The 20,620-nt window shown below is 32.4% G+C and carries 18 protein-coding genes, 1 pseudogene and 1 other annotated feature; of the genes and pseudogenes, 14 read left to right on the top strand and 5 right to left on the bottom strand.

The genetic code is table 11. From position 1 onward, the window contains the following. Window positions 1-253: 253 nt before the first annotated feature. Both ACYFX0_RS26635 and ACYFX0_RS26630 read right to left on the bottom strand, forming a co-directional pair. Window positions 254-850: a bifunctional transcriptional activator/DNA repair enzyme AdaA gene (locus ACYFX0_RS26635; protein WP_000654821.1), complete on the bottom strand. Its 597-nt coding sequence runs from the start codon at window positions 848-850 to the stop codon at window positions 254-256. After that, window positions 834-2,120, bottom strand: coding sequence for an APC family permease (locus ACYFX0_RS26630; protein ID WP_001060113.1), 1,287 nt, complete (start codon window positions 2,118-2,120; stop codon window positions 834-836). Before ACYFX0_RS26630 ends, ACYFX0_RS26635 begins: the two co-directional genes overlap by 17 nt. A gap of 1,242 nt (window positions 2,121-3,362) precedes the next feature. Between ACYFX0_RS26630 and ACYFX0_RS26625 the strand changes: the two genes are divergently transcribed. Continuing rightward, window positions 3,363-3,833, top strand: a complete 471-nt coding sequence (locus ACYFX0_RS26625; RefSeq protein ID WP_000210489.1) for an NUDIX hydrolase — start codon at window positions 3,363-3,365, stop codon at window positions 3,831-3,833. Window positions 3,834-4,371: 538 nt separating this feature from the next. Here the strand turns inward: ACYFX0_RS26625 and ACYFX0_RS26620 are convergent. Together ACYFX0_RS26620 and ACYFX0_RS26615 are read right to left on the bottom strand one after the other, a co-directional pair. Further along, window positions 4,372-4,941, bottom strand: coding sequence for a hypothetical protein (locus tag ACYFX0_RS26620; RefSeq protein ID WP_061667044.1), 570 nt, complete (start codon window positions 4,939-4,941; stop codon window positions 4,372-4,374). Window positions 4,942-5,451: 510 nt separating this feature from the next. Beyond that, the gene (locus ACYFX0_RS26615; RefSeq protein WP_106082074.1) at window positions 5,452-6,333 is read right to left on the bottom strand and encodes a protein kinase domain-containing protein; all 882 of its coding nucleotides are present in this window, start codon (window positions 6,331-6,333) and stop codon (window positions 5,452-5,454) included. Window positions 6,334-6,461: 128 nt separating this feature from the next. Here ACYFX0_RS26615 and ACYFX0_RS26610 point away from each other — a divergent pair, with 128 nt between their 5' ends. The 13 genes and pseudogenes from ACYFX0_RS26610 to ACYFX0_RS26550 all read left to right on the top strand — a co-directional run bounded on the left by ACYFX0_RS26610 (window position 6,462) and on the right by ACYFX0_RS26550 (window position 19,507). After that, window positions 6,462-6,965 carry a GrpB family protein gene (locus ACYFX0_RS26610; RefSeq protein ID WP_106082075.1) on the top strand — a complete coding sequence of 168 codons (504 nt, stop codon included), beginning with the start codon at window positions 6,462-6,464 and terminating at the stop codon, window positions 6,963-6,965. Window positions 6,966-7,140: 175 nt separating this feature from the next. Further along, window positions 7,141-8,130 (top strand): zinc-binding dehydrogenase, encoded by a 990-nt coding sequence (locus tag ACYFX0_RS26605; protein WP_000644526.1) that lies wholly within the window; start codon window positions 7,141-7,143, stop codon window positions 8,128-8,130. Between the two features lie 246 nt (window positions 8,131-8,376). After that, window positions 8,377-8,976 (top strand): undecaprenyl-diphosphatase, encoded by a 600-nt coding sequence (locus tag ACYFX0_RS26600; protein ID WP_001110130.1) that lies wholly within the window; start codon window positions 8,377-8,379, stop codon window positions 8,974-8,976. Between the two features lie 289 nt (window positions 8,977-9,265). Continuing rightward, window positions 9,266-11,404, top strand: a complete 2,139-nt coding sequence (locus ACYFX0_RS26595) for a penicillin-binding protein (RefSeq protein ID WP_001170953.1) — start codon at window positions 9,266-9,268, stop codon at window positions 11,402-11,404. A 176-nt stretch (window positions 11,405-11,580) separates the two neighbouring features. After that, window positions 11,581-11,839: a binding site (T-box leader), on the top strand. A gap of 65 nt (window positions 11,840-11,904) precedes the next feature. Beyond that, entirely contained in the window at window positions 11,905-13,137 is a 1,233-nt protein-coding gene (locus tag ACYFX0_RS26590) for an MFS transporter (protein WP_000793350.1), read from the top strand. A gap of 212 nt (window positions 13,138-13,349) precedes the next feature. Continuing rightward, window positions 13,350-14,375, top strand: a complete 1,026-nt coding sequence (locus ACYFX0_RS26585) for a serine hydrolase domain-containing protein (protein WP_000598054.1) — start codon at window positions 13,350-13,352, stop codon at window positions 14,373-14,375. A gap of 224 nt (window positions 14,376-14,599) precedes the next feature. Continuing rightward, entirely contained in the window at window positions 14,600-15,232 is a 633-nt protein-coding gene (locus tag ACYFX0_RS26580; RefSeq protein ID WP_000281840.1) for a VanZ family protein, read from the top strand. Window positions 15,233-15,422: 190 nt separating this feature from the next. Beyond that, entirely contained in the window at window positions 15,423-15,878 is a 456-nt protein-coding gene (locus ACYFX0_RS26575) for a DUF1453 family protein (protein WP_000353716.1), read from the top strand. A 79-nt stretch (window positions 15,879-15,957) separates the two neighbouring features. Further along, on the top strand, window positions 15,958-16,464 hold the full coding sequence (locus tag ACYFX0_RS26570; RefSeq protein ID WP_106082077.1) for a DUF3189 family protein: 507 nt from the start codon (window positions 15,958-15,960) through the stop codon (window positions 16,462-16,464). A gap of 200 nt (window positions 16,465-16,664) precedes the next feature. Beyond that, the gene (locus tag ACYFX0_RS26565) at window positions 16,665-17,471 is read left to right on the top strand and encodes a DegV family protein (protein ID WP_000831919.1); all 807 of its coding nucleotides are present in this window, start codon (window positions 16,665-16,667) and stop codon (window positions 17,469-17,471) included. Window positions 17,472-17,773: 302 nt separating this feature from the next. Next, entirely contained in the window at window positions 17,774-18,199 is a 426-nt protein-coding gene (locus ACYFX0_RS26560; protein ID WP_000472921.1) for a DUF4879 domain-containing protein, read from the top strand. A gap of 191 nt (window positions 18,200-18,390) precedes the next feature. Then, window positions 18,391-18,840 (top strand): annotated as a pseudogene (locus ACYFX0_RS26555) (GyrI-like domain-containing protein); the annotation flags it as partial. A 22-nt stretch (window positions 18,841-18,862) separates the two neighbouring features. Next, complete coding sequence (locus ACYFX0_RS26550) at window positions 18,863-19,507, top strand: methyltransferase family protein (protein WP_106082079.1); 645 nt, start codon at window positions 18,863-18,865, stop codon at window positions 19,505-19,507. A gap of 49 nt (window positions 19,508-19,556) precedes the next feature. Here the strand turns inward: ACYFX0_RS26550 and ACYFX0_RS26545 are convergent, their stop codons facing one another. After that, window positions 19,557-20,261 (bottom strand): hypothetical protein, encoded by a 705-nt coding sequence (locus ACYFX0_RS26545; RefSeq protein ID WP_000035353.1) that lies wholly within the window; start codon window positions 20,259-20,261, stop codon window positions 19,557-19,559. Between the last annotated feature and the right edge of the window lie 359 nt (window positions 20,262-20,620).

The raw sequence follows: 20,620 nt of genomic DNA, 5'->3' as shown, positions 1-20,620 counted from the left end.
CCTTAATTAGTTGTTATAAAGCAATTCACTAATGATGCTACCACTAAAGTTCATAAAACTTGTTCAATAATGCTGCCCGTTTGTTGAGGATTGAATTAAAAAGCCTACAATTCTATAACAGAGAAAAAATTGCTTATTATTGTTCAATACAAAGTTGTTTACTTTTAATCAATCAGTAATGATTTATCGAAAAATACGATGAGTACAAAGCACTCTTGTTAATTCATGCTATCTTTTGTTAAAGAACGTGAATTCAGTCAAGTTCTTGGTTTACGGTATTTCCACTATGGAAAGCCCGGAATTGACTCGGTGAAAATCCTGTATTTCTTTTAAATGCATTATAAAAGCTAGATACACTTTGATAGCCTGTTTGATAACCAATCTCTGTACTATTAAAGACCGTTGTCAAGAGCAGTTCCTTTGCTTTCTTAACTCTGATCCTTTCTAGATATATTCGAGGAGTATACCCTGTTCTTTCTTTGAAACTCCGATTTAAATGAAAACGACTAACTCCTACCCTTGATGCAATTTCATTTAAAGACATGTTTTGAACATAATTATTTTTTATCAATCGCATAGTATCTTCTAAAACGCATTCGAACGGGTCGTATATTTTTATATTTAGATCTGATCGGCATCTTTTGCATGGGCGATAGCCTGCCCTTTGAGCTTCTTGCGCATTTGAAAAAAAGGATACATTTTCATAATTAGGAACCTTAGACTTGCAAGAAGGCCGGCAGAAAATTCCAGTTGTCTTGACTGCGTAAAAGAATATCCCGTCATACGCTGAATCACATGATACTGTTGCTTTCCACATGGTATCTCTAGAAAGGTTATTTTGATCTTTCATTAGATTTTAATCCTCCCTTGTAGGCGAAAATCTTATTACTTAAAATCATATAAATCACATATATAGCCACGACAATTAACGGAACAAATATATACAATTGAAAAAATGGAATCACCAGCAAACATAAAATGAAAGAGATTAACGATGCCCACCATGCCAGTGTGTTCTTCCTAAATAATTTAACGCCTGCCGCCATTGAAAGAACATAAACTAGAATCCCAAGAGAAGTCGGTATAAACAAAATATCATCAAACGTTAGTGACAAAGCTTTTGTCACTAACACACCTGCTACCGAAAAACAGATAACAAACAATACCATCTGTCTTGGAATTTGAGTAGTTGCATGCAGCCTTGAGAAAAATTTTGGGAAAGCACCATCTCTGCTTAATGAATATCCTAATTGCGTTAGGCTGGCTACAAAAGCATTCGCTGTCCCTGTACAAATAATTAAAGCTAAAACAGCTGTAACGACTTTGGCACCTCCGCCTACTGTACCTCCCATTATAACACCGATAGGAGACAGGTTGCTTTCTTGACTGCCATACGTGGCCGTTCCAATAGTGACAAGACTTAGCGCTAAAAATAATAATCCAATGACAACTGCACTAATAACTGCTCCTTTGATAATATCTTTTTCTGGCCTTTTAAAGTGCTCAGCCAGATTACAAATCGCCTCCCAACCAAAAAATGCCCAAAAGATAACCGTTATAGCGTTCCCGACAGAAAACCATCCATTTGGAACAAAGGGAGTAAAATTCCCCCATTGTATTCTTGGAAACGCCACAAATACAGCTGACGCTAAAAGAATCAGTAATAAGGAACTTAAAATCACTGCAACTTTACCACTAACATTTACGCCGTAATAATTGGAAACACCTGCAATTACCAAAATAAAGACGGCAATTATAATTGTTTCAAAATGCGAAAATCCAAATGCCTGACTGACGTAAAAAGCACCAGTTAAAGATACAATCGTTTGACCAACTGCTGCTGTTACAAAGTAAAACCACCCAACGATATTGCCAAGATGATATCCAAAAGAATTTCTAACAAAGGTTGCTGCTCCACCAGAATCAGGATATATCCGTGCCAAACTAGCAAAGGAATAAGCAAGCGGAAAACTAATTATAATAACGATAAACCAGGATACAATAGATGCAGGGCCCGCTATTGAGGCCGTTACCCCCGATAAAAAAAGGACACCTGATCCTAGAATAGCTGAAATGTATAACGCAATTCCTTGAAATAATCCAATGGCTTTATTGTTCATGATCTCCCCCCTTTTATAGGATTTAGTGTACTAGTAAAAAGGGGGGGATTCTTCTTGTTTTTTGCGGTTTAATTCGTTTAATAAAACAATCAAAAGCATTTTTATTATATTTCTTCTTCAACAATCGGGCCAGATTGTTGAAGAAAGTAGCCTGTTCCAATAAAGAACTTTATTGTTCAGTAAACAACTTGTCATGAAACCATAAAACGAACCGAAATTTTTCTTAAGGGTAGAAAATTCGGCTCGCTTTATGTTGGAATTTGCTTAGCTTATATTTTCGTTAAAATGTGGGCGGGATCCCATGCCCATCAAGCTAACATTTTGAGACATCTCCATTACGAGAAATCTTCAAGAAAACAGACTTTGAAGTAAGGATACTATATACACGTATAGTACTCGCTATCATTGGTGCTTTGGCTTTATGGATGCTTATAGTAATCTATATAAAATAATCTTTTTTTATAAATAAAAGGGCCTGATGTGAGAGAAAAGGCCTTTTCAAAAATTGCATATGAGGAAAATCAATGTCAATAGTTTAATACCAATAAATAAGAATTAATTCCAGGTATTAAGTATTGAGAAATAAAAAATATTTAACGCAACAAATTGGTTAACTTTATGAGCTAACCAATTGTTACACAAAAGAAAATTAGGCCCTCTAAGTAATAGATGTGTAACTTAAAGTTACAGTTATAGTGTAAGCGAGATTGAAAATGTTATACGAAAGTAATTCTGTTAAAAAGTTTCATTTTGTCATAAATAAAAGAGCAGTTAGCCCAGCCTAACTGCTCGATACAGAGGTAATAATCTAGCTACATAGATATTATATGCTGAGTTATTGATTTTATTTGTGTAAAAAACAAAAGAGCAGCTAACAAAACCTAGCCGCTCTAAACAGTGATGTGTCTCTAGATGTAGTTGTAGTATAAACAGAATGCTGAGTTTTATTCATGGGGAGATAGAAATGAGCTTGAAAATAGAATATAGTCCGGCTAGAAAACTAGAGGACACCAATTTTTAGAGCCGCGATAAAATTGTTTTAAGAAAGGGTGTTCTCTTTATTTTGAAAGGGGATTCGGGAAATGAAGGTATTAGAATAGAAATGTTTAAAAAACGCATAGATTGATAAAAAGTAAAGGGCGAATTCCTTATGAGAATAAGGAATATTATCATTTTTGTTACCATTTTCTTCTATCCTTATATAATTGATTTGTATTTTATATATAAATTAGGAGGGAATTTATGACTACAAATAAGGACTACATTCGTTATATCCGGGGAAAAGTAGGGCATGATTTAATATTTCTTAATTTTGCTGGAGGTATTGTTTATAACGAACGAAATGAAATTCTTTTACAAAAACGGGGAGATAGAAATGAGTGGGGTCTACCAGGTGGTGCTATGGAACTTGGAGAATCTCTTGAAGAAACCGCTAAACGAGAAATATTTGAGGAGACAGGATTAAATGTTGAGGTTGAACATCTTATAGGTGTCTACTCTAAATATTCTGGTGAGTTTCCGAACGGAGATAAAGCTCAGACTATCACTCATTGTTTTCAATGTAAGCCAATTGGCGGAGAACTTACTGTAGATGGTATTGAGACTTTGGATTTAAAATACTTCCCAATAGACCAAATACCAAAATTATTCACAAAACTACACGAAGATGCCTTAGAAGATTGGCTTTCCAAAAGAAAAGGTGTATTTAGATAAAACACTTTCAAATTAATTATCCATAATCTTTAACTAACGGGCGCTTTAATTGTGTAAGAAAATAAAAACTTTTAACTTCCGCTAAAGATAATTATGTTAATGATTTAGTGATGGCAGTCCTGTTAAGGACAAGAAGAGGAACGTATAAAAATAGAGTTGTAGAAATAGAAAGAGTGGATTCCATGTGAGAGAATAGGGATCCACTTTTTTTCTTGCAACTGATAAAGAGACACTATATCTGACTTACATAAATATCCTAGTTGTTCAAATTTGTCCTTGCTAATGGTACCATTAGAGTCATGGAGGGATATTATGTTTACTTTTAGATAATGCTTTAAGTTAAGTCTTTACAATTAAGCCCATTAAACGAAAGCCTTTAAATATAGAGCGTACAACTTTCATGAAGATGCGCCCTAAAAGAAATATTAAGTATGTATTATTTCTTTTCTTTAACTTCGTATTTAGCTTCAATAAAATTTAATAGTTTACCTTTTTGATCATCATTTTCTTATATTTCCTTATCGTGTTGTATAATTGATTACGAGTTACTCTTTCTATTTTGATGTTCCTCTACTTTCTTATCATATACCTTAGAGAAATCATCCTTGTTTTCTTTAGCTAATTGGTAAACTGCTTCTTTCCACTGTTCTCTATCCATGCCTAACAGGTGGGGAGAACTATTCGCAATAACTACACTAACTTCTTTTACATCTTTACCTTTAGCTTCTAATATTGGTTTTGTACCTTTTCTTGCATCCTCTACCCCTTCTAAGATGAGTTTATGCGTGTCTTTATACTTATCAGGTACTTTTACGTTCTCCATTCGATCTAAAGCTTCATCCAAAATACTTGCCGTTTTGAATACCTCTTTATACTTTTCATCACCTTTTAGTGCATAACCTAAACCTATTATTATGTCATCCTTATTAAAGTTAAAATCTAGTAATTGTTCATACATGTAACTTGGATACTGTTCCTCAGATATTGTAGTTTTCAACATTGCTTTACTAGTTTCTTCAGTCTTAGGAGTAGAATCTTTATCTCCTAGCCCACAACCGAACAATAATAGAACTGGCACTGTCAACGCTATGAGTTTCGTTGCTTTCATTATGTATTCCCCTTTTAGAAAGTATTGTAATTAATTAACATATTGTACCATAACATAAATTATGAATATTAGATATACAAATTCCCTATCTTTACCGTGAAATGCATTTATTGTAATAATGAAGAATATGATACACATGCTTGGAATTGAAAAAATTTATAGCTCGTGAAATAAACATATACAAAGAAAAAGACATATTTATATTGTCCTCACCCTTACCGTCCATTTTGTCTAAAATATGGGTAGTCAAACCCACACATTAGTACACAATTGGAAACATAATCAGTATATTAAGAAAAAATGTGTGAATTATTTAAACAAAAAAGTGTTAGCAAGTTTGCAAACGAACTTGCTAACACTTATACAGAATAGACATAACTTATTGCCGATATGTCGCCTTTGAAAATAGCTTTAATCAGTTACATCACACTTTATACGAAATACTCATAAAAACAGTCTTAATATACATGATAACAGTATAAACTCTATATTTCTTTTAATAATTTAAGGTTATATCCTTTCTGCATTCGCCGCGTTTAACCACGAATCATAGAATTCTGTAACTGATGCATACCGTTCTGCCCGATTTTCATTTACAGCACGATACGCTACCTCATATAATTCCTTACTTGCTTCCCATTTTATAAAGGAACGATCTTTTTCACCGCCTAGAAGTGAGAAAGCCATTGCTCCCATATTAAATACATTTGTTCTTTCATCAATTATAGCGTTTAGTTCAAATTCCTCTGGTGACATAAAACGGGAGGAACCCCATAGCCGGCCCATTCTATTTATGTAAGGTTTCTTACTGTATAAATCTATATCACAAATTTTTGTTTCGTTTGTATTAAAATTATATAAAATACTACCGTCATAAAAATCTATCGATACATAGTTTTTCTTTTCTACATAAGTATGGAAAGAAAAAATGGAATGTAAGGAATGAGTTCGTTTTATAGCAGACAAATGTCTAAATTTATAAAATGGAGAGTTTGGATTTTTATATTTCTCAGGAGGTGGGAAACGCCAATGCGAATGAAGACATTCACCATCAAACCAATCGAAAATTAATACATATCCAGATTGAACTGGAAAATGATCGATTAATCTTATAAGCGAGTCATGCTTTAAATCTTCATAGATAGTAACTGAATTTTTTAGCCTTTCAATAGCATCCCTTCTTGTTCCTTCATATGCAATTGTTTGTGCTCCTGCGTATTTAATAAATTTCTTATGACCATCTTTTTCTATACCAAAACTTATATTACCTGAATCTTGCTGGTCAAAAACTGCAAATACGGTCCCTAATTTAATAAGCCAATCAAAATTATGATATTCTTTCAATTGGAATGTTACGTTATTTAACTGAATTTCCACGGAATTATCTTTCATAGATTACCTCACATTTAATATAATTAAGTTGTACATTCCACTATTTCGACATATTTTATGGAAATCCTATGCTAATAATATAAAATTTTATAAATATAATGATAAACACTTATAAAGAGGTGAATATAATGGACCAACAAATTGTTATTAAAGCATATCAAAAAGACTGGGTTGAAGAGTATATAAAAGAAAAAGAGAAATTCTGTTCCTTGTTAGGACAAGAAATAATTGCTGTTGAACATATAGGAAGCACTGCAGTAAAAGGATTAGGAGCTAAACCTCTTATTGATATGATGATTGGCGTAACGGACTTGCAAATTACTGGAAACTGGATAGAAATTCTATCTGAAATTGGATATGAGTTTGTTCCAAAAGAAGCTACGAATTGGCGCTTTTTTAGAAAGGGAAAATGGAGAGCAGGTACTCATCATTTGCATGTTTATATTTATAATAGCGAAGAATGGAGAAACAATATTTTATTTCGGGACTTTCTAATAAGCCATGAATGGGCACGTGAAGAATATAGAGAATTAAAAGAGATGCTTGCTATTACATATACTTTTGATCGTGTGTCGTATACAAAGGCAAAAGCGCCGTTTATTCGAAAAATATTAGAATTAGCTAGAACTTAATAAATTTATAGATTCTTATCTAACTAGTTTTGAAACCTCTTCCTATACTTTTTATAGGGAGGGGATTTTTTGTTTTTTTCATGACAAAATATATAAGTTCTAATTATTGGAGGCAAACTATTTTATTTATTTTGATATTTCGAGTACATTGGAAATATTAAGGGGGAATTAAGCAATGAAAGCTATTGTACATCAATATAAAAAAGGATTAGAGGGATTAGAATATAAATTTTCACCTGAGATAAGTCCTAATGCAGGTGAAGTAAAAGTAAAGTTAAAAGCTGCAGGATTAAATCATAGGGATTTATTTATTATAAATAATAGAAAAGAAATGGATCTATCATTAGTAATAGGGTCAGATGGATCAGGAGTTGTTACAGAAATAGGAGAAGGAGTTTCAAATATTAAACTACATACAGAAGTTATTATTAATCCTAGTATTGGATGGGAACATGCTACTGAAGTACCGGAGTTACCGGAAGTGCTAGGTGGACCGAAAGATGGAACGTTTGCTGAATATGTAATTGTACCAGCTGAAAATGTAGTAGAAAAGCCTTCATATCTTACTTGGGAAGAATCAGGTGTTTTATCTTTATCCGCACTAACTGCATATAGAGCGCTTTTTACAAAAGGTAGACTGAAGTGCGGCGAACACGTTTTAATTCCGGGAATAGGCGGTGGTGTTGCTACATTTGCCATGTTATTCGCGAAAGCAATTGGCGCAAAAGTGAGTGTTACTTCTAGGGTAGAGAATAAAAGGGAACTTGCTGAGAAATATGGTGCAGATATTTCTTTTCATAGTGCTGGAAATTGGGAAGAGAGCTTACAAGGTGAAAAAGTAGATTTAATAATAGATAGTATAGGTCCGGCAACTTTTTTGAAATATTTTGATGTATTAAAACCAAATGGAAGAATCGTGAATTTTGGTGCAAGCTCAGGAGATAAAATTGAATTACCATTACGCGCGCTATTTTACAATCAAATTGATATTATGGGAACATCCATGGGTAGCGGTGAGGAATTTAATGAGATGATAAAGTTTATAGAAAAACATCAAATTAAACCAATTATTGATAAAGTTTACTCGTTAGAAGAAGCAATTCGAGCACTAAGCCGTATGGAACATGGAGAACAATTCGGAAATATTGTACTTCAAATGAATTAAAAAATATGATTTTGCAATTAGTATATTTAAATGAATATGTTATGTATCCCAAACATGAAAAAATACGAACCGCCTTATTATAAAGGCTTACCAGCTTTATACATAAATAGCGTATAAAATTTGTTTTATAATTGTCATATGAATAATAGTAAAATGAGAATTAGATGAAAAAAGTTTAAGCCTATTTTCATAATGGTATTGTATACTGTGTAAATCAAGAACACTTGTATGTAAGGAGAGAGTTTAATGAATTACACAGTATTTCAGTGGTTTAATAATTTTGCTGATTCATCCAAACTATTAGATACGTTAATGGTTGCTATTACAAATAGCGCTGCATACGTAGCCATTTTATTTATGCTTATCTTATGGTTTAATAATGGAAAGAAAGATAAGGCAATTAGAAAACAATATACAGTTTTATATACGACGCTTTCGGTTATTTTTGCATTATTAGTAAATGTTCTTATACACGCAGTATATTACCATCCGCGTCCGTTCGTATCACATGATGTACATCAATTAGTACCACATGCAGCAGATTCATCATTCGTTAGCGATCATTCTGTACTTGTATTTTCAATCGTCTTCGTATTTATTCTTAGAGGAGAAAAACTGAAATATATCGCGCTATTATGGGCAGTATTAGTCGGTATATCACGTATGTACGTAGGTGTTCATTATCCTTTAGATATACTTGGTGCAGCATTCTTAACACTTATTATGAGCGCATTAGTAATGCAAAGTGCACGTATGTTTGAACCAATAGCGAAACTTGTATTCAAAATGTATGCATTAGTAGCGAGACGAATTCCTTTCTTAGCGAAATATAACCATATCGCATAATTGTATTATAAAAAAGTTCCCCTTTGGACATCCAGAGGGGAACTTTTTTATAGGAAATAAGAAAAGAGTTTAGAGTGCTCTGTAATCAAGTTGTACTAATTAATATTTTGAAATTTCACGCACCGAATTTAAATTATATAAAATAATGACACAAAATAACAACAGTTAGTTTTGCATTGTTTTAAAGGAATTAAAAAGAAAACTTCGAAACATATAGTATCGCAAACAAAAATTACAAATTTAAAAACGTATCTTCGTACGAATCCATTCCAAAAGAGAGGAGATAAGTATGCAAAAACTCCAAACGAATAAAGGCGCTCGATATATGATGATTGCTTTTATTGTTTTGTTTCTTATTATGATTTTGCGTATATTCTATATTCAGGCAGTAGGAGTCGTGCATAATGTGAATGTAAAGGATCTAGCGAATGAACAACATAATAAAAAAGGTGTTTTAGAAGCGAATCGTGGCACTATCTATGACCAAACCGGGAAGGTGTTAGTACAAGATTCTACAACGTATCGAGTTGTTGTGAATTTAAAAGGAAAAGATAAAGTGAAAAATAAAGATGAAACCGCACAACAATTAGCCGATGCGCTTGAAATTGATAAAGAAGAAGTATTGAAAAACTTGCATGAAGGGCGTACACAAGTTGAAATTGGAAAAATTGGTCGGAACTTATCTAGGGAAACGAAGGAAAAAATTAATAATTTAAAAATACCAGGTGTATCTTTTATGACGGAAAAAGCAAGAGTGTATCCGAATGAAGACTTTGCATCCTATATACTTGGTTTTGCTAGACCAGATGATAAAGGGAATACAGAAGGAAAGTTTGGGCTTGAAAAGAGTTTGGATAAATATTTGCGCTCTACAAACGGGAATATAGAATATGTGGGTACACGAAGGGGGATTCCGCTTACGAATGATATAGGTAAAGTAGAACCTGCTAAAAATGGGAATAACGTATATTTAACCCTTGATAAACAAATTAATAGCTTTTTAGAAGAAGCGATGAACAAAGCACAAGAGCATTATGATCCTTCTATGTTAATTGGAATTATTGCTGATCCAAAAACAGGAAAGGTTTTAGCAATGTCTAGTAAACCTAGTTACAATCCTAATGTAGGTGATATCGAATACTTTTTAAATGATCCGATTGCAAATGCATATGAACCAGGTTCAACAATGAAAGTTTTTACGTTAGCAGCTGCCATTAATGAAGGTGTATATAACGGAAAAGAATATTTTCAATCTGGAAAATATTCCGTGGGTTCATCTGATATAAAAGATCATAATGGTGGATTTGGATGGGGATCAATTACGTTTGATGAAGGTTTTGAAAGGTCATCAAACGTAGCTTTCTCTATTTTAGAAGATCAGTTACTGAAACCAAATAAATTTAAGCAATATATGAATAAATTTGGATTCAATCAAAAAACAGGAATAGATTTACCTGGTGAAAGTAAAAATACTTTATTATTAAATACGCAAATTCAACAAGTTACAACTTCTTTCGGCCAAGGTTCTACAGTAACTCCTATTCAATTAATCCAAGCGGCTACTGCAATAGCAAATGACGGGAAAATGATGCAACCATATATCGTTGATAAAATTGTAAATCCAACAAACAAAGAAGTTATTATGGAAAATCAACCGAAAGAAATTGGGAATCCGATAAAAAAAGAAACAGCGGACAAGGTTAGAAGCTTAATGGAGCGTGTTATAACATCTTCAAAAGGAACTGGTACAATGTATAAAGTGGATGGTTATCCAATTGGAGGTAAGACAGGAACAGCACAAATCCCGAATCCTGAAAACGGCCGATATATGGAAGGGAAAGAGAATTACATTTTCTCCTTTTTAGGAATGGCTCCAATTGATGATCCGGAGTTAATCGTATACTTAGCTATTAAGCAGCCAAAGTTAAAAGGAGATGAGTATGGAGCTCAGCCTCTTGCTGAAATATTTAAACCTGTTATAAAAAACAGCCTTGAATATTTAAAAGTGAAACCGTATACAGAAAAACAAATAGCTGATGCAGCGAAACAATCTCAATTAAAAGTGCAAAATTATGTAAATAAATCGATGGATACAATAGAGAAAAGTGTAGAAAAAGAGAAGCTACAGCCGGTAATTTTAGGAGAAGGAAAAATAATAAAACAATACCCACAGTCTGGCGAGGTAATAAGTGAAGGAGATCGTATATTTTTATTAGGAAATAACGCACATATGCCAAATGTAAAAGGTTGGTCCATGCGTGATGTTATGTATTTCTCTAAGCTTTTGAAATTAGATTTGAAAACTTCTGGTACGGGTTATGTAACGAGCCAAAGTATTGAAAAAGGACAAGGTTTACAAGAAGGAGATACACTAGAAATAGAATTAGAACCGCCGTTACAACCGTTAACAGAGGCGAATACAAATTAATTCAGGTATTTGGAAGGAGCTATATGAAAATGGCTCTTTCTTTAGAGTTATAAGTAATTTCACGCACCGTAATTTTTAGAAAAAATAATAAATAAGCGAATTAATAATAATACGTTATTAAATATCTGATTATTTTTTATTTACAGTTAAAATCATTTGTGATAATATGGAAAAAATCAAATGCAGTGAAGAGAATAGTAAATAAAATGAATTTTTCACAGAGAGCTCCATTTAGCTGAAAAGGAGTAAAAATTCTTTATTGAATCAAGCCTCTGAGCAGTACACCGGAACCTGTTATGAAGGGGGTGGTGTGACGGGAGCTCCCGTTATAGAGCTATGGTATAAGCATGAATGAGAATGCAGTACCTGATAAGGTTAGTATGGTGACATATTAACAAACTAGGGTGGCACCGCGATGATAATCTCGTCCCTAAGATTAAAAGTCTTGGGGGTGGGATTTTTTTATTGTTGTAAAACAATTTGGAAAGCGGGGGCCAAAAATGAAAAACTTACTTAAAGATTGGAAATATCCTTTATTACTATTGTCCGGAGTTGGTATTGCGAATTTAGGGGCATGGATTTACTTAATAGCACTGAATGTACTTGTCTATAATATGGGTGGCTCAGCCTTAGCTGTTGCTACTTTATATGTAATAAAACCATTAGCCACTTTATTTACAAACGCTTGGTCTGGGAGTATGATTGATCGTTTAAATAAACGGAAGTTAATGATTCACCTCGATATATATCGTGCGTTATTTATCGCTATTTTACCTTTACTTCCGTCACTTTGGATTGTTTATGTATTCGTATTCTTTATAAGTATGGCCAGTGCAATTTATGAGTCAACTGCTATGACGTATATGACGAAATTAATTCCAGTAGAGCGAAGACAACGTTTCAACTCACTACGTAGTTTAATAGGATCTGGTGCATCACTAATTGGACCAGCAGTAGCGGGGGGATTATTAATTGCGGGTACACCAGAATTCGCTATATATATGAATGCTATAGCATTTCTCTTATCAGGATTAATTACATTACTTTTACCCAACCTTGATAAGAAAAAAGATTCGGATACAACTAGTAATACATTATCCCTTACAGTATTAAAAAAAGATTGGAGCACTGTTATAAATTTTAGTAGAAAACATGTGTATGTCGTATATGTGTATTTCTTATTTCAAAGTATGTTCGTATTAGCAACTGCTACTGATTCACTTGAACTATCGTTTGCGAAAGAGGTATTACTACTAACAGATAGTGAATACGGTTTTCTAGTTAGTATAGCTGGTGCAGGCTATATATTAGGTGCCATAACAAATACAATTTTGTCAAAGAAATTAGCACCTTCATTTCTAATTGGAATAGGATCATTATTCATCGCAATTGGTTATTTAATTTATGCCTTTTCAAATGTATTTTTAATAGCTGCTATTGGATTCTTTATTTTATCTTTTTCGATGGCATATGCAAATACAGGATTTTATACATTTTACCAAAATAACATCCCTGTTCATATGATGGGACGGATCGGGAGTATATATGGGCTTATTATTGCGTTAGTAACAATTTTTATTACAATATTATCTGGTGTTGCGACTCAGTTCATTTCTATACAACTTGTAGTTATTGTAGGGTCATTAATAATGTTATTTATCACTATCGTATTGTGTGTGTTTACTTTATTCCCATTGCAATCTAAGTTGTATTCTACTGAATCAATAAAGTGAAACTTTAATCAGTGGGGGTTTTGTTCATCCCCCGCTTAACTTCCACTGAATTTTGAGGTGGGGGTCTTACTGTCCGTTAATGCGGGATAAATTCGAAATAAACTTTGTGTTCTCATTAACAATTTATCGTATTCAATAAGAGGGTTCTTTCCCCTTTATATGGAAAAATTAATAAGGGGAAAGAACAATTTGGAAAGATAAGGGTGGTTGTCGTGATAAAAACAAAAGATGAGATTAATAAAATTGTAAAAGAAATACAAAAGGAAATAGATTTCTCTGGAGTAGTTTTAGTAAAAAAAGAAAAAAAACTAGTCTATGAAAAAGCATTGGGTTACGCAAACCAAAGTGAATGTATAAGCAATACGATACAAACAAGATTCGGCATTGCCTCAGGATGTAAAATTTTCACTGCAATTGGCATCTGTCAACTTGTTGAAAAAGGTGTTATTTCTTTTCATACAAAATTAAAAGATTGTCTAGAGATAAAATTTCCAAACTTTGATGAAGATATTACAATACATCAACTACTAACGCATAGCGCTGGTATACCAGATTATTTTGATGAAAGTATTATGGATAACTTCGAAGATCTTTGGAAACAAACACCTATGTATCTATTAAAGAGCTTAAAAGATTTTTTACCATTATTCCAAAACAGTAATATGATGTTTACACCTGGAAGTAAGTTTCACTACAACAATGCAGGTTTTATCATACTCGGATTAATAATAGAAGAACAGACGGGATTTAAATTTACGGAGTATATAGAAAAGAACATATTTAATCCAATTGGTATGAATGATTCTGGCTATTTTTCTTTAGATAGATTACCAAGACATACAGCACTAGGATATATAAAGGATGAAACTAACCAAAATTGGAGAACAAACGCCTACTCTATACCAATAAAAGGAGGAGCTGATGGAGGTGCATATGTTACTGCACCAGACATGCTGAAATTTTGGGCGGCACTATTTAATAATGAAATTTTAGGAAAGGAATATACAAAGTTACTTTTAACTCCCCACATTCAAGTAAATGATAAACAGTCTTACGGCTATGGAATATGGATTGAAACACGAGAAAACAAGGTATTCAAATATCATATAATGGGATATGATCCAGGCGTCAGTTTTCGCTCGTCTATATATCCAGAATTAGGAATCACTTTAGTTATTCCATCGAATAAAGGGGCAGGACCCGAAAAATTAATGACAGAAATAGAAAGAGCTTTTTAATTATATGGATATTAAAGAAGAGATACAAAAATAATTTAAACGGGTTCATGATAGTTTCTATTTTGAAAAATATTTTAGTTAACGAGAAACCCTTTATTTAGTAAATAAAGGGTTTTATAATTTCATAAAAATATATACAATTATATAGATTTTGGAATTCGAAAACATTACTATATAGTTGTAAATTTTAATTATTCATTCATATGAAAGGGCGTGTTAGCAATTTGTATATGATCAACGGTAGTTTGTTTATTATTTTAGGGGTTATTTGTTATTTAATTGTACGTGGAATATTAATTGGTACCAAAAATAAAAAACATGTGATTTGGTGGAAAGAAATAATAAGTTTTTTATTCGTGGTCTACATTTGTATGGTTGTTGCAGTAACTTTATTCCCTTTACCAATTGGTTTTCCTTCTAATGTTGAAAATCTGAATCGCTCGGTCAATATAATACCATTTGCATCAATTATTAAAGACATCAATCAAATTGGTAGTGCTTATGATGGGGATGCCCTGTTTATGATTGGTCTAATTGTAAGAAATGTAGGCGGGAATATTTTATTATTAATGCCTTTAGGATTTTCAGCACCAATCTTATGGGATAAATATACGAAATTCAAAAATAATATTTTATTAGGATTTGCTATATCAGTTAGTATTGAATTGCTACAATTAATTGAGTCTTTATTTAGTGGAGTGGGACGTATTACTGATATTGATGATGTGATCTGTAATGTTATAGGTTCTATTGTTGGATATTGTATTTATAATATCTTTTTAAAAGCTATTAATAAATTTAACATTCGATTGTTGGGTAAAACTAATTCTAAAGGTGTGGAATTAGTTGATAAATAGGAGTTTAAACGAGTTATTAAAAGCGTACGAGTAAAAAGTACGTCTTTTTATTTTTATAAATAATGCTTAAGGCTGATGAGAACTCACATTTTCCATCTTACACTTGAAAGTAGCTATTGTATTTCAATTATGGAATGAAAAGAGGAGAATATAATCTTTAAAGATAAACAAGTTTATAGGAGGATTCTAAATGGATATTTTACTTGTTGTTCTTATTATTGTTTTGATGCAAAGTAAAGAACGAAAAGTGAAAATAAACCGTATTTGGCTCATTCCGGCTTTGTTGTGCTTTGTAACAGTTCAGTCCATTATTCGTATGGGACAAATAACTTTGCTGCAAGGACTACTGTTTTTTGTAATGCTTGGAATTGGCTTAGGTATTGGAATTATACGGGGGAAAGCTTTAACATTTCGATTAGATAGTGAAACGGGTCATGTACTACGGAAAGGAAATTGGGTAAGTACAATAATTCTTCTTGTTATTTTAGGAGTAAAAATTATTATTAAACAAAGTATGTTTTCTGGTAGCACGCACCAGACACTAATGGTTGTAACAAATGCCTTTTTATGTATTACATTAGGCACCGTAATTAGTAGACGTTATTATATTTGGAAAAAATATAATGAATTAACACAAAAAGCGTAAATACATGCATCCCTTGTTTAACATTGTTGCGAACGGTAATACTAAATAACATTGAACTTTTACAACAAGGGATGATAATATGATATACATTTACACAGACTTCGGCGGTACACATACAACATCACTAGCTGCAGCGTATCATTTAAATAAATTACCAACGGATCGTAAGTTAACAAAAGAAGAAATTTTGAATGTAGATTACTTTAATAAATTGAAAACAGAAGATATGGGAAAAATTATTTTTCATGGAATAGACGAAAACGGTCATCCTGTATATACGATTGGATGTGGCGCATCAAAAGTTGTTGTACCAGCGATGAAGCATTTAGGAGAAATCTTGCAAAAACATTATCAAAGTCATGAAAAAATTATTTTTTCTAATACATCACCAACCGTACCTTTACCAATGACTTTTGGTGGTCTGTTTTCTAGAAGGTTCCATATCGATTTTATTGGCATACCGTTACTCGTATGGGGAGCAAAAATTTGCTGTGATAATATACAAAGGCTTGTTAGTTATACAAAAGAGGCAGGAAGATTAACGAATGATTATGTTGTAATTTTAGATAATGAAACTTTTAAATAGTATATGAATAAGAAGAAAATCGAGCAAATTCCTTGATTTTCTTTTTTATTTGTGGAATAGACAAGAAATAGTCACATTTAATATACATCTACTATAGCCAAAATAATAAAGTCCTGTTACTATTACAGGGATATTCTCTTTTTATAACATAAATATATAGAAAAATTAGAAAAGAGGAATTGAATTAAGGGAGGAACAACATGAAGCGTGTTGCTTGGATTACTGATAGTACAACTGCGAATTTTAAAACAGAAGGAGATAACTTTGTTATCCCAATCGAAGTTATTATTGATGGAATTTCGTACAAAGATTGTGAAGAAGGTGTACGTGAACGGGTTTATAATGCGTTAAACGAAGGTAAAATAGTCACTACTTCACAACCTAATATTGGGGAAATGGTAGAGTTGTTTACAAAATGCAAAGAAGGATATGAAGAAGGATTTGCAGTTGCTATTAGCGGAAAAGTAAGTGGAACCTATCAAAATATGAAGTTAGCTGCAGAAATGGCAGGTTTTCCATTAACTGTATTAGACAGTGAAACAACAAGTTATCCAATGGATGAATTAATTAGAAAAGCGAAATCGTTATACAATGATGGTATGACTTTACAAGATATACACAAAACATTAGTAGATGAAAAAAGAAGACCTTTTCATGTATTCCCAAAGAGTTTAAAAGGTTTATATGCGAGTGGTCGTGTAAAGGGTATTCAATTTTTACTTGGAAGTTTATTAAGTGTGAACTTAATACTAGAAGTAAAAGGTGGAGAGCTTTTACTTGAAAAGAAAGTTCGTAAAATCCAAAAATGTCGAGAATATATTAAAAATGAACTTGAAAAAGAATTACCAAAAGTACTTCATATGTTCCATGCTAACGATAAAGCTGGAGCGGAAGAATGGATTGCAGATATTAAACAAGCATTCCCCGAAATGGATTTCAAATTATATCCATTACCAATTTCATTTGCGGTTCATGCAGGTGAGGGAACAATAGCAATTAGTTATTAAAGTAAAACCCGTGAATCATTCACGGGTTTTTTCAGAGTGTTGGGAAAGACCTTATATACTATAAGGTCTTTTGTACCTCTTAAAATGACTTGAATAGCGTTTATTTGAGGTCATTAGGTAGTTAGAGTAGTTAGAGATTGATGACTATCTTTAACGAAAAAAGTTGAAGTCATATTTTTAAATGCTAATAAATCAGAATATTCTACCTTTTATTTCTACAGTTACAATCTATTTACATATAAGATTATTAGGATTATATTGACAATGAAAGAGAAAACAATAGATGGAAGGGGATGTTTTTTATGTTTAAAAAAGCAGCACTAGGGATTTCATCGTTAGCAATCACAGCGTTCGTCGGATTAGGGATGGCAACAGAAGCTTCAGCTGGACCAGCAGCACCACTTACTTCACTAAACGTCGTACAAGTAGAGTCTGAGCTGGGCGGAGTAGAAACAATTAACCAAAACAGCTTTAGCACAACACGTAACCACGGGGGAAAATACTTATATATTACAACGAAAGAGATGGGATACGGTCAAAATCCGTTTACTAAAATGAATGGTTCTAATGTAAAAAGTATTGGATCCACAATAATCGGCGGAAAACCAATCGTTGGCTGGTATTACAAATGGGATGCATCTGGACATCAACAAGGAACATTTGAATACCAAAAAACATCTATAAACGCGCCATTTAATACAATGCGTACGTCAATTTATATCCAATAATTTTTGAAAACGTTCGCACATATAGAATAGTTAAAAAGGTACTTCTAGGAGTACCTTTTTTTGATTTGAATCACGTTCATCTATATTTACAATTCCGATTCCATAGCAAGAACACTTCCCATAAAACAAAATCCTTAACGTCTATAAAATTTATATGAACGCGTAGTACAAGTCCTCTCCAGTTAAAGTACATAGGTTACTTAAATCATATTGAGATTAATCTTGTAAATCACTTAACCTATAATATATTATCTCAGCGAAAACAAATTAATACCGCTGATTTCCTAACACACTTTAATGAGTTGTTTAGTAAAATTTCATTTGAAAATTTATTACCTAGTGCAAAACCACTTGCTATATTCCATAGTTCAGAATATGTATCTGAAAATTATGATGTAGAAATTGCGATTCCCCTTGCAGAAGCCACTAATAAAACAAAAGTGTTTAATCCCGGTCTTTGCGCAATGGCTACGCTTATTGATTCTTACGAAGAATTACCTTTTATTCATACAAAGCTACATGTTTGGATTGAGGAAAATAACTATAAACTGAATGGCGCTCCGTTTGAGGTTTATAAAACGAATCCTTATAGCACACAGGAGGAGAATAACATCATAGAAGTATATTTTCCTATAAAATGAATAAAGGAAGGGGTGTATCACAATGTATGGTATAAACCGGCCAACAATAAAAGAAAAAATATTAATTTTAGTTACTGAGATTATCTATCTAATCATTGCGTTTTACTTGCTTTTCATTACTTATTTCAAACAAGGCATTTCAATAGGGTTGTTTATAGCTTTAATTATCACCGCTTTACGATTAACAGCTATGATGTTTATATGGTTGCCTAGAGGGATTTCATGGCAAGAAGCCATTATGAACAGTATTGCTTTTGGAATTTATTATTTAGGTTTTCCAATCTTAATGATTACTAGTAATCAGGATCCTAATTTAATATTACTTACAATAGGTTGGATATTATTTTTAGGAGGAAGTATGTTAAACACAGTTTCAGAGCTACTTAGAAAATCCTTTAAAGATAATCCTGTAAATCAAGGTAAGCTATATACAGGCGGTTTATTTAAATATGCGATTCATATTAATTATCTGGGAGATTGCCTTTGGGTGTTAGGTTTAGCATTTATCTCTAGCAATATTTATAGTTTGTTTATATCTCTAGGCCTGTTCTTTGTATTTATTTTTGAATATATTCCAAAATCTGATGCTTACTTACAGATAAAGTATGGAGAACAATTTACAGTGTATAAACAGAATACAAAAAAACTAATACCGTTTATTTGGTAAATCAGTTTCATAAATTATAAAAAGCGCAGGATCAGCATCCTGCGCTTTTCTATCGTAATTCAGCTGTTTTTCTAATAACAATTTTATCAATATCATCTTCTTCATCACCAATAAATAATCCTCGTTCTTTTAAATACGCTTCAAAATATAAATCAGCTTCAGCGCGTTCATCATATGGCTTTACAGAGAGAACGAAACCTAATTTGTTTTGTTCTTCTAAATGAGAAGTGGAGATGTAAGCCGGTACATTATGGCGTAAAAAGAGTTCTTTAACCGGAATAATCATATCTTTCATTAATTTCGTTAGCATACCCATTTCAAACTCGAAATTAAAGCGATCTATACTAGACAAATCAGCGAATACTACACCGATAAAACCTGTATTAAATACTTCTTGATATTCTACATCTTCGTCATGGTCGCCGTAAAAATTCTTTTCGATTAAATAATTTACAAAATAAGCAACGCCATCACTTTGTTCAAATGGTTTCGTTGAAAGAACAAAACCAATTTTCTTTTGTTTATGTAAATACACACATGACATGTATGCTGAAATGTTATGTTCTTTAAATAAAGCACTTGTTGCTCCAGAGAGACCATCTAATACGTGATGAACAATTTGAAGTTTTTTACGAGCGAAATAATAGGATTTCTTTTGTAACTCCAATGTATCAATAAAGACAGAGCCGATAAAGCCTGTATTTGAAATAATAGGTGCTTGCTTTTTTCTTCCTCTGCGCTTTAATGGAGCCATTGTTAAAATCATCCCTTCATGTACGTTTAAAATAAAAAGAACGTTTGTTCGTATATTTATATTTTACTATTAAAACGCTATAAAGTAAAGGGTTTTTGATGAAAATATAACAAAAAAGACACCTTATAAAAGGTGCCTTAAACGCTGTAAGGAATAGGGTTTACCCTAACTATTTATATTATGATACAGAAACAATCTCTTCTGTATCTTCTACATCTAAATGACAGTCCATAGTACGAACATCTTGATCTTCATGACTTCCGAAATAAATAGTAATTTTCATATGTATCGCTCCTTTATTCTAGGAATACCTAAAATAATTACTAGTAATGTTAATATTTATTATATACCACTTTTTT

The organism is Bacillus sp. NEAU-Y102 (assembly GCF_054788175.1).
The sequence above is the reverse complement of the archived record's forward strand: the minus strand, read 5'-3'. Positions and strand labels throughout refer to the sequence as shown.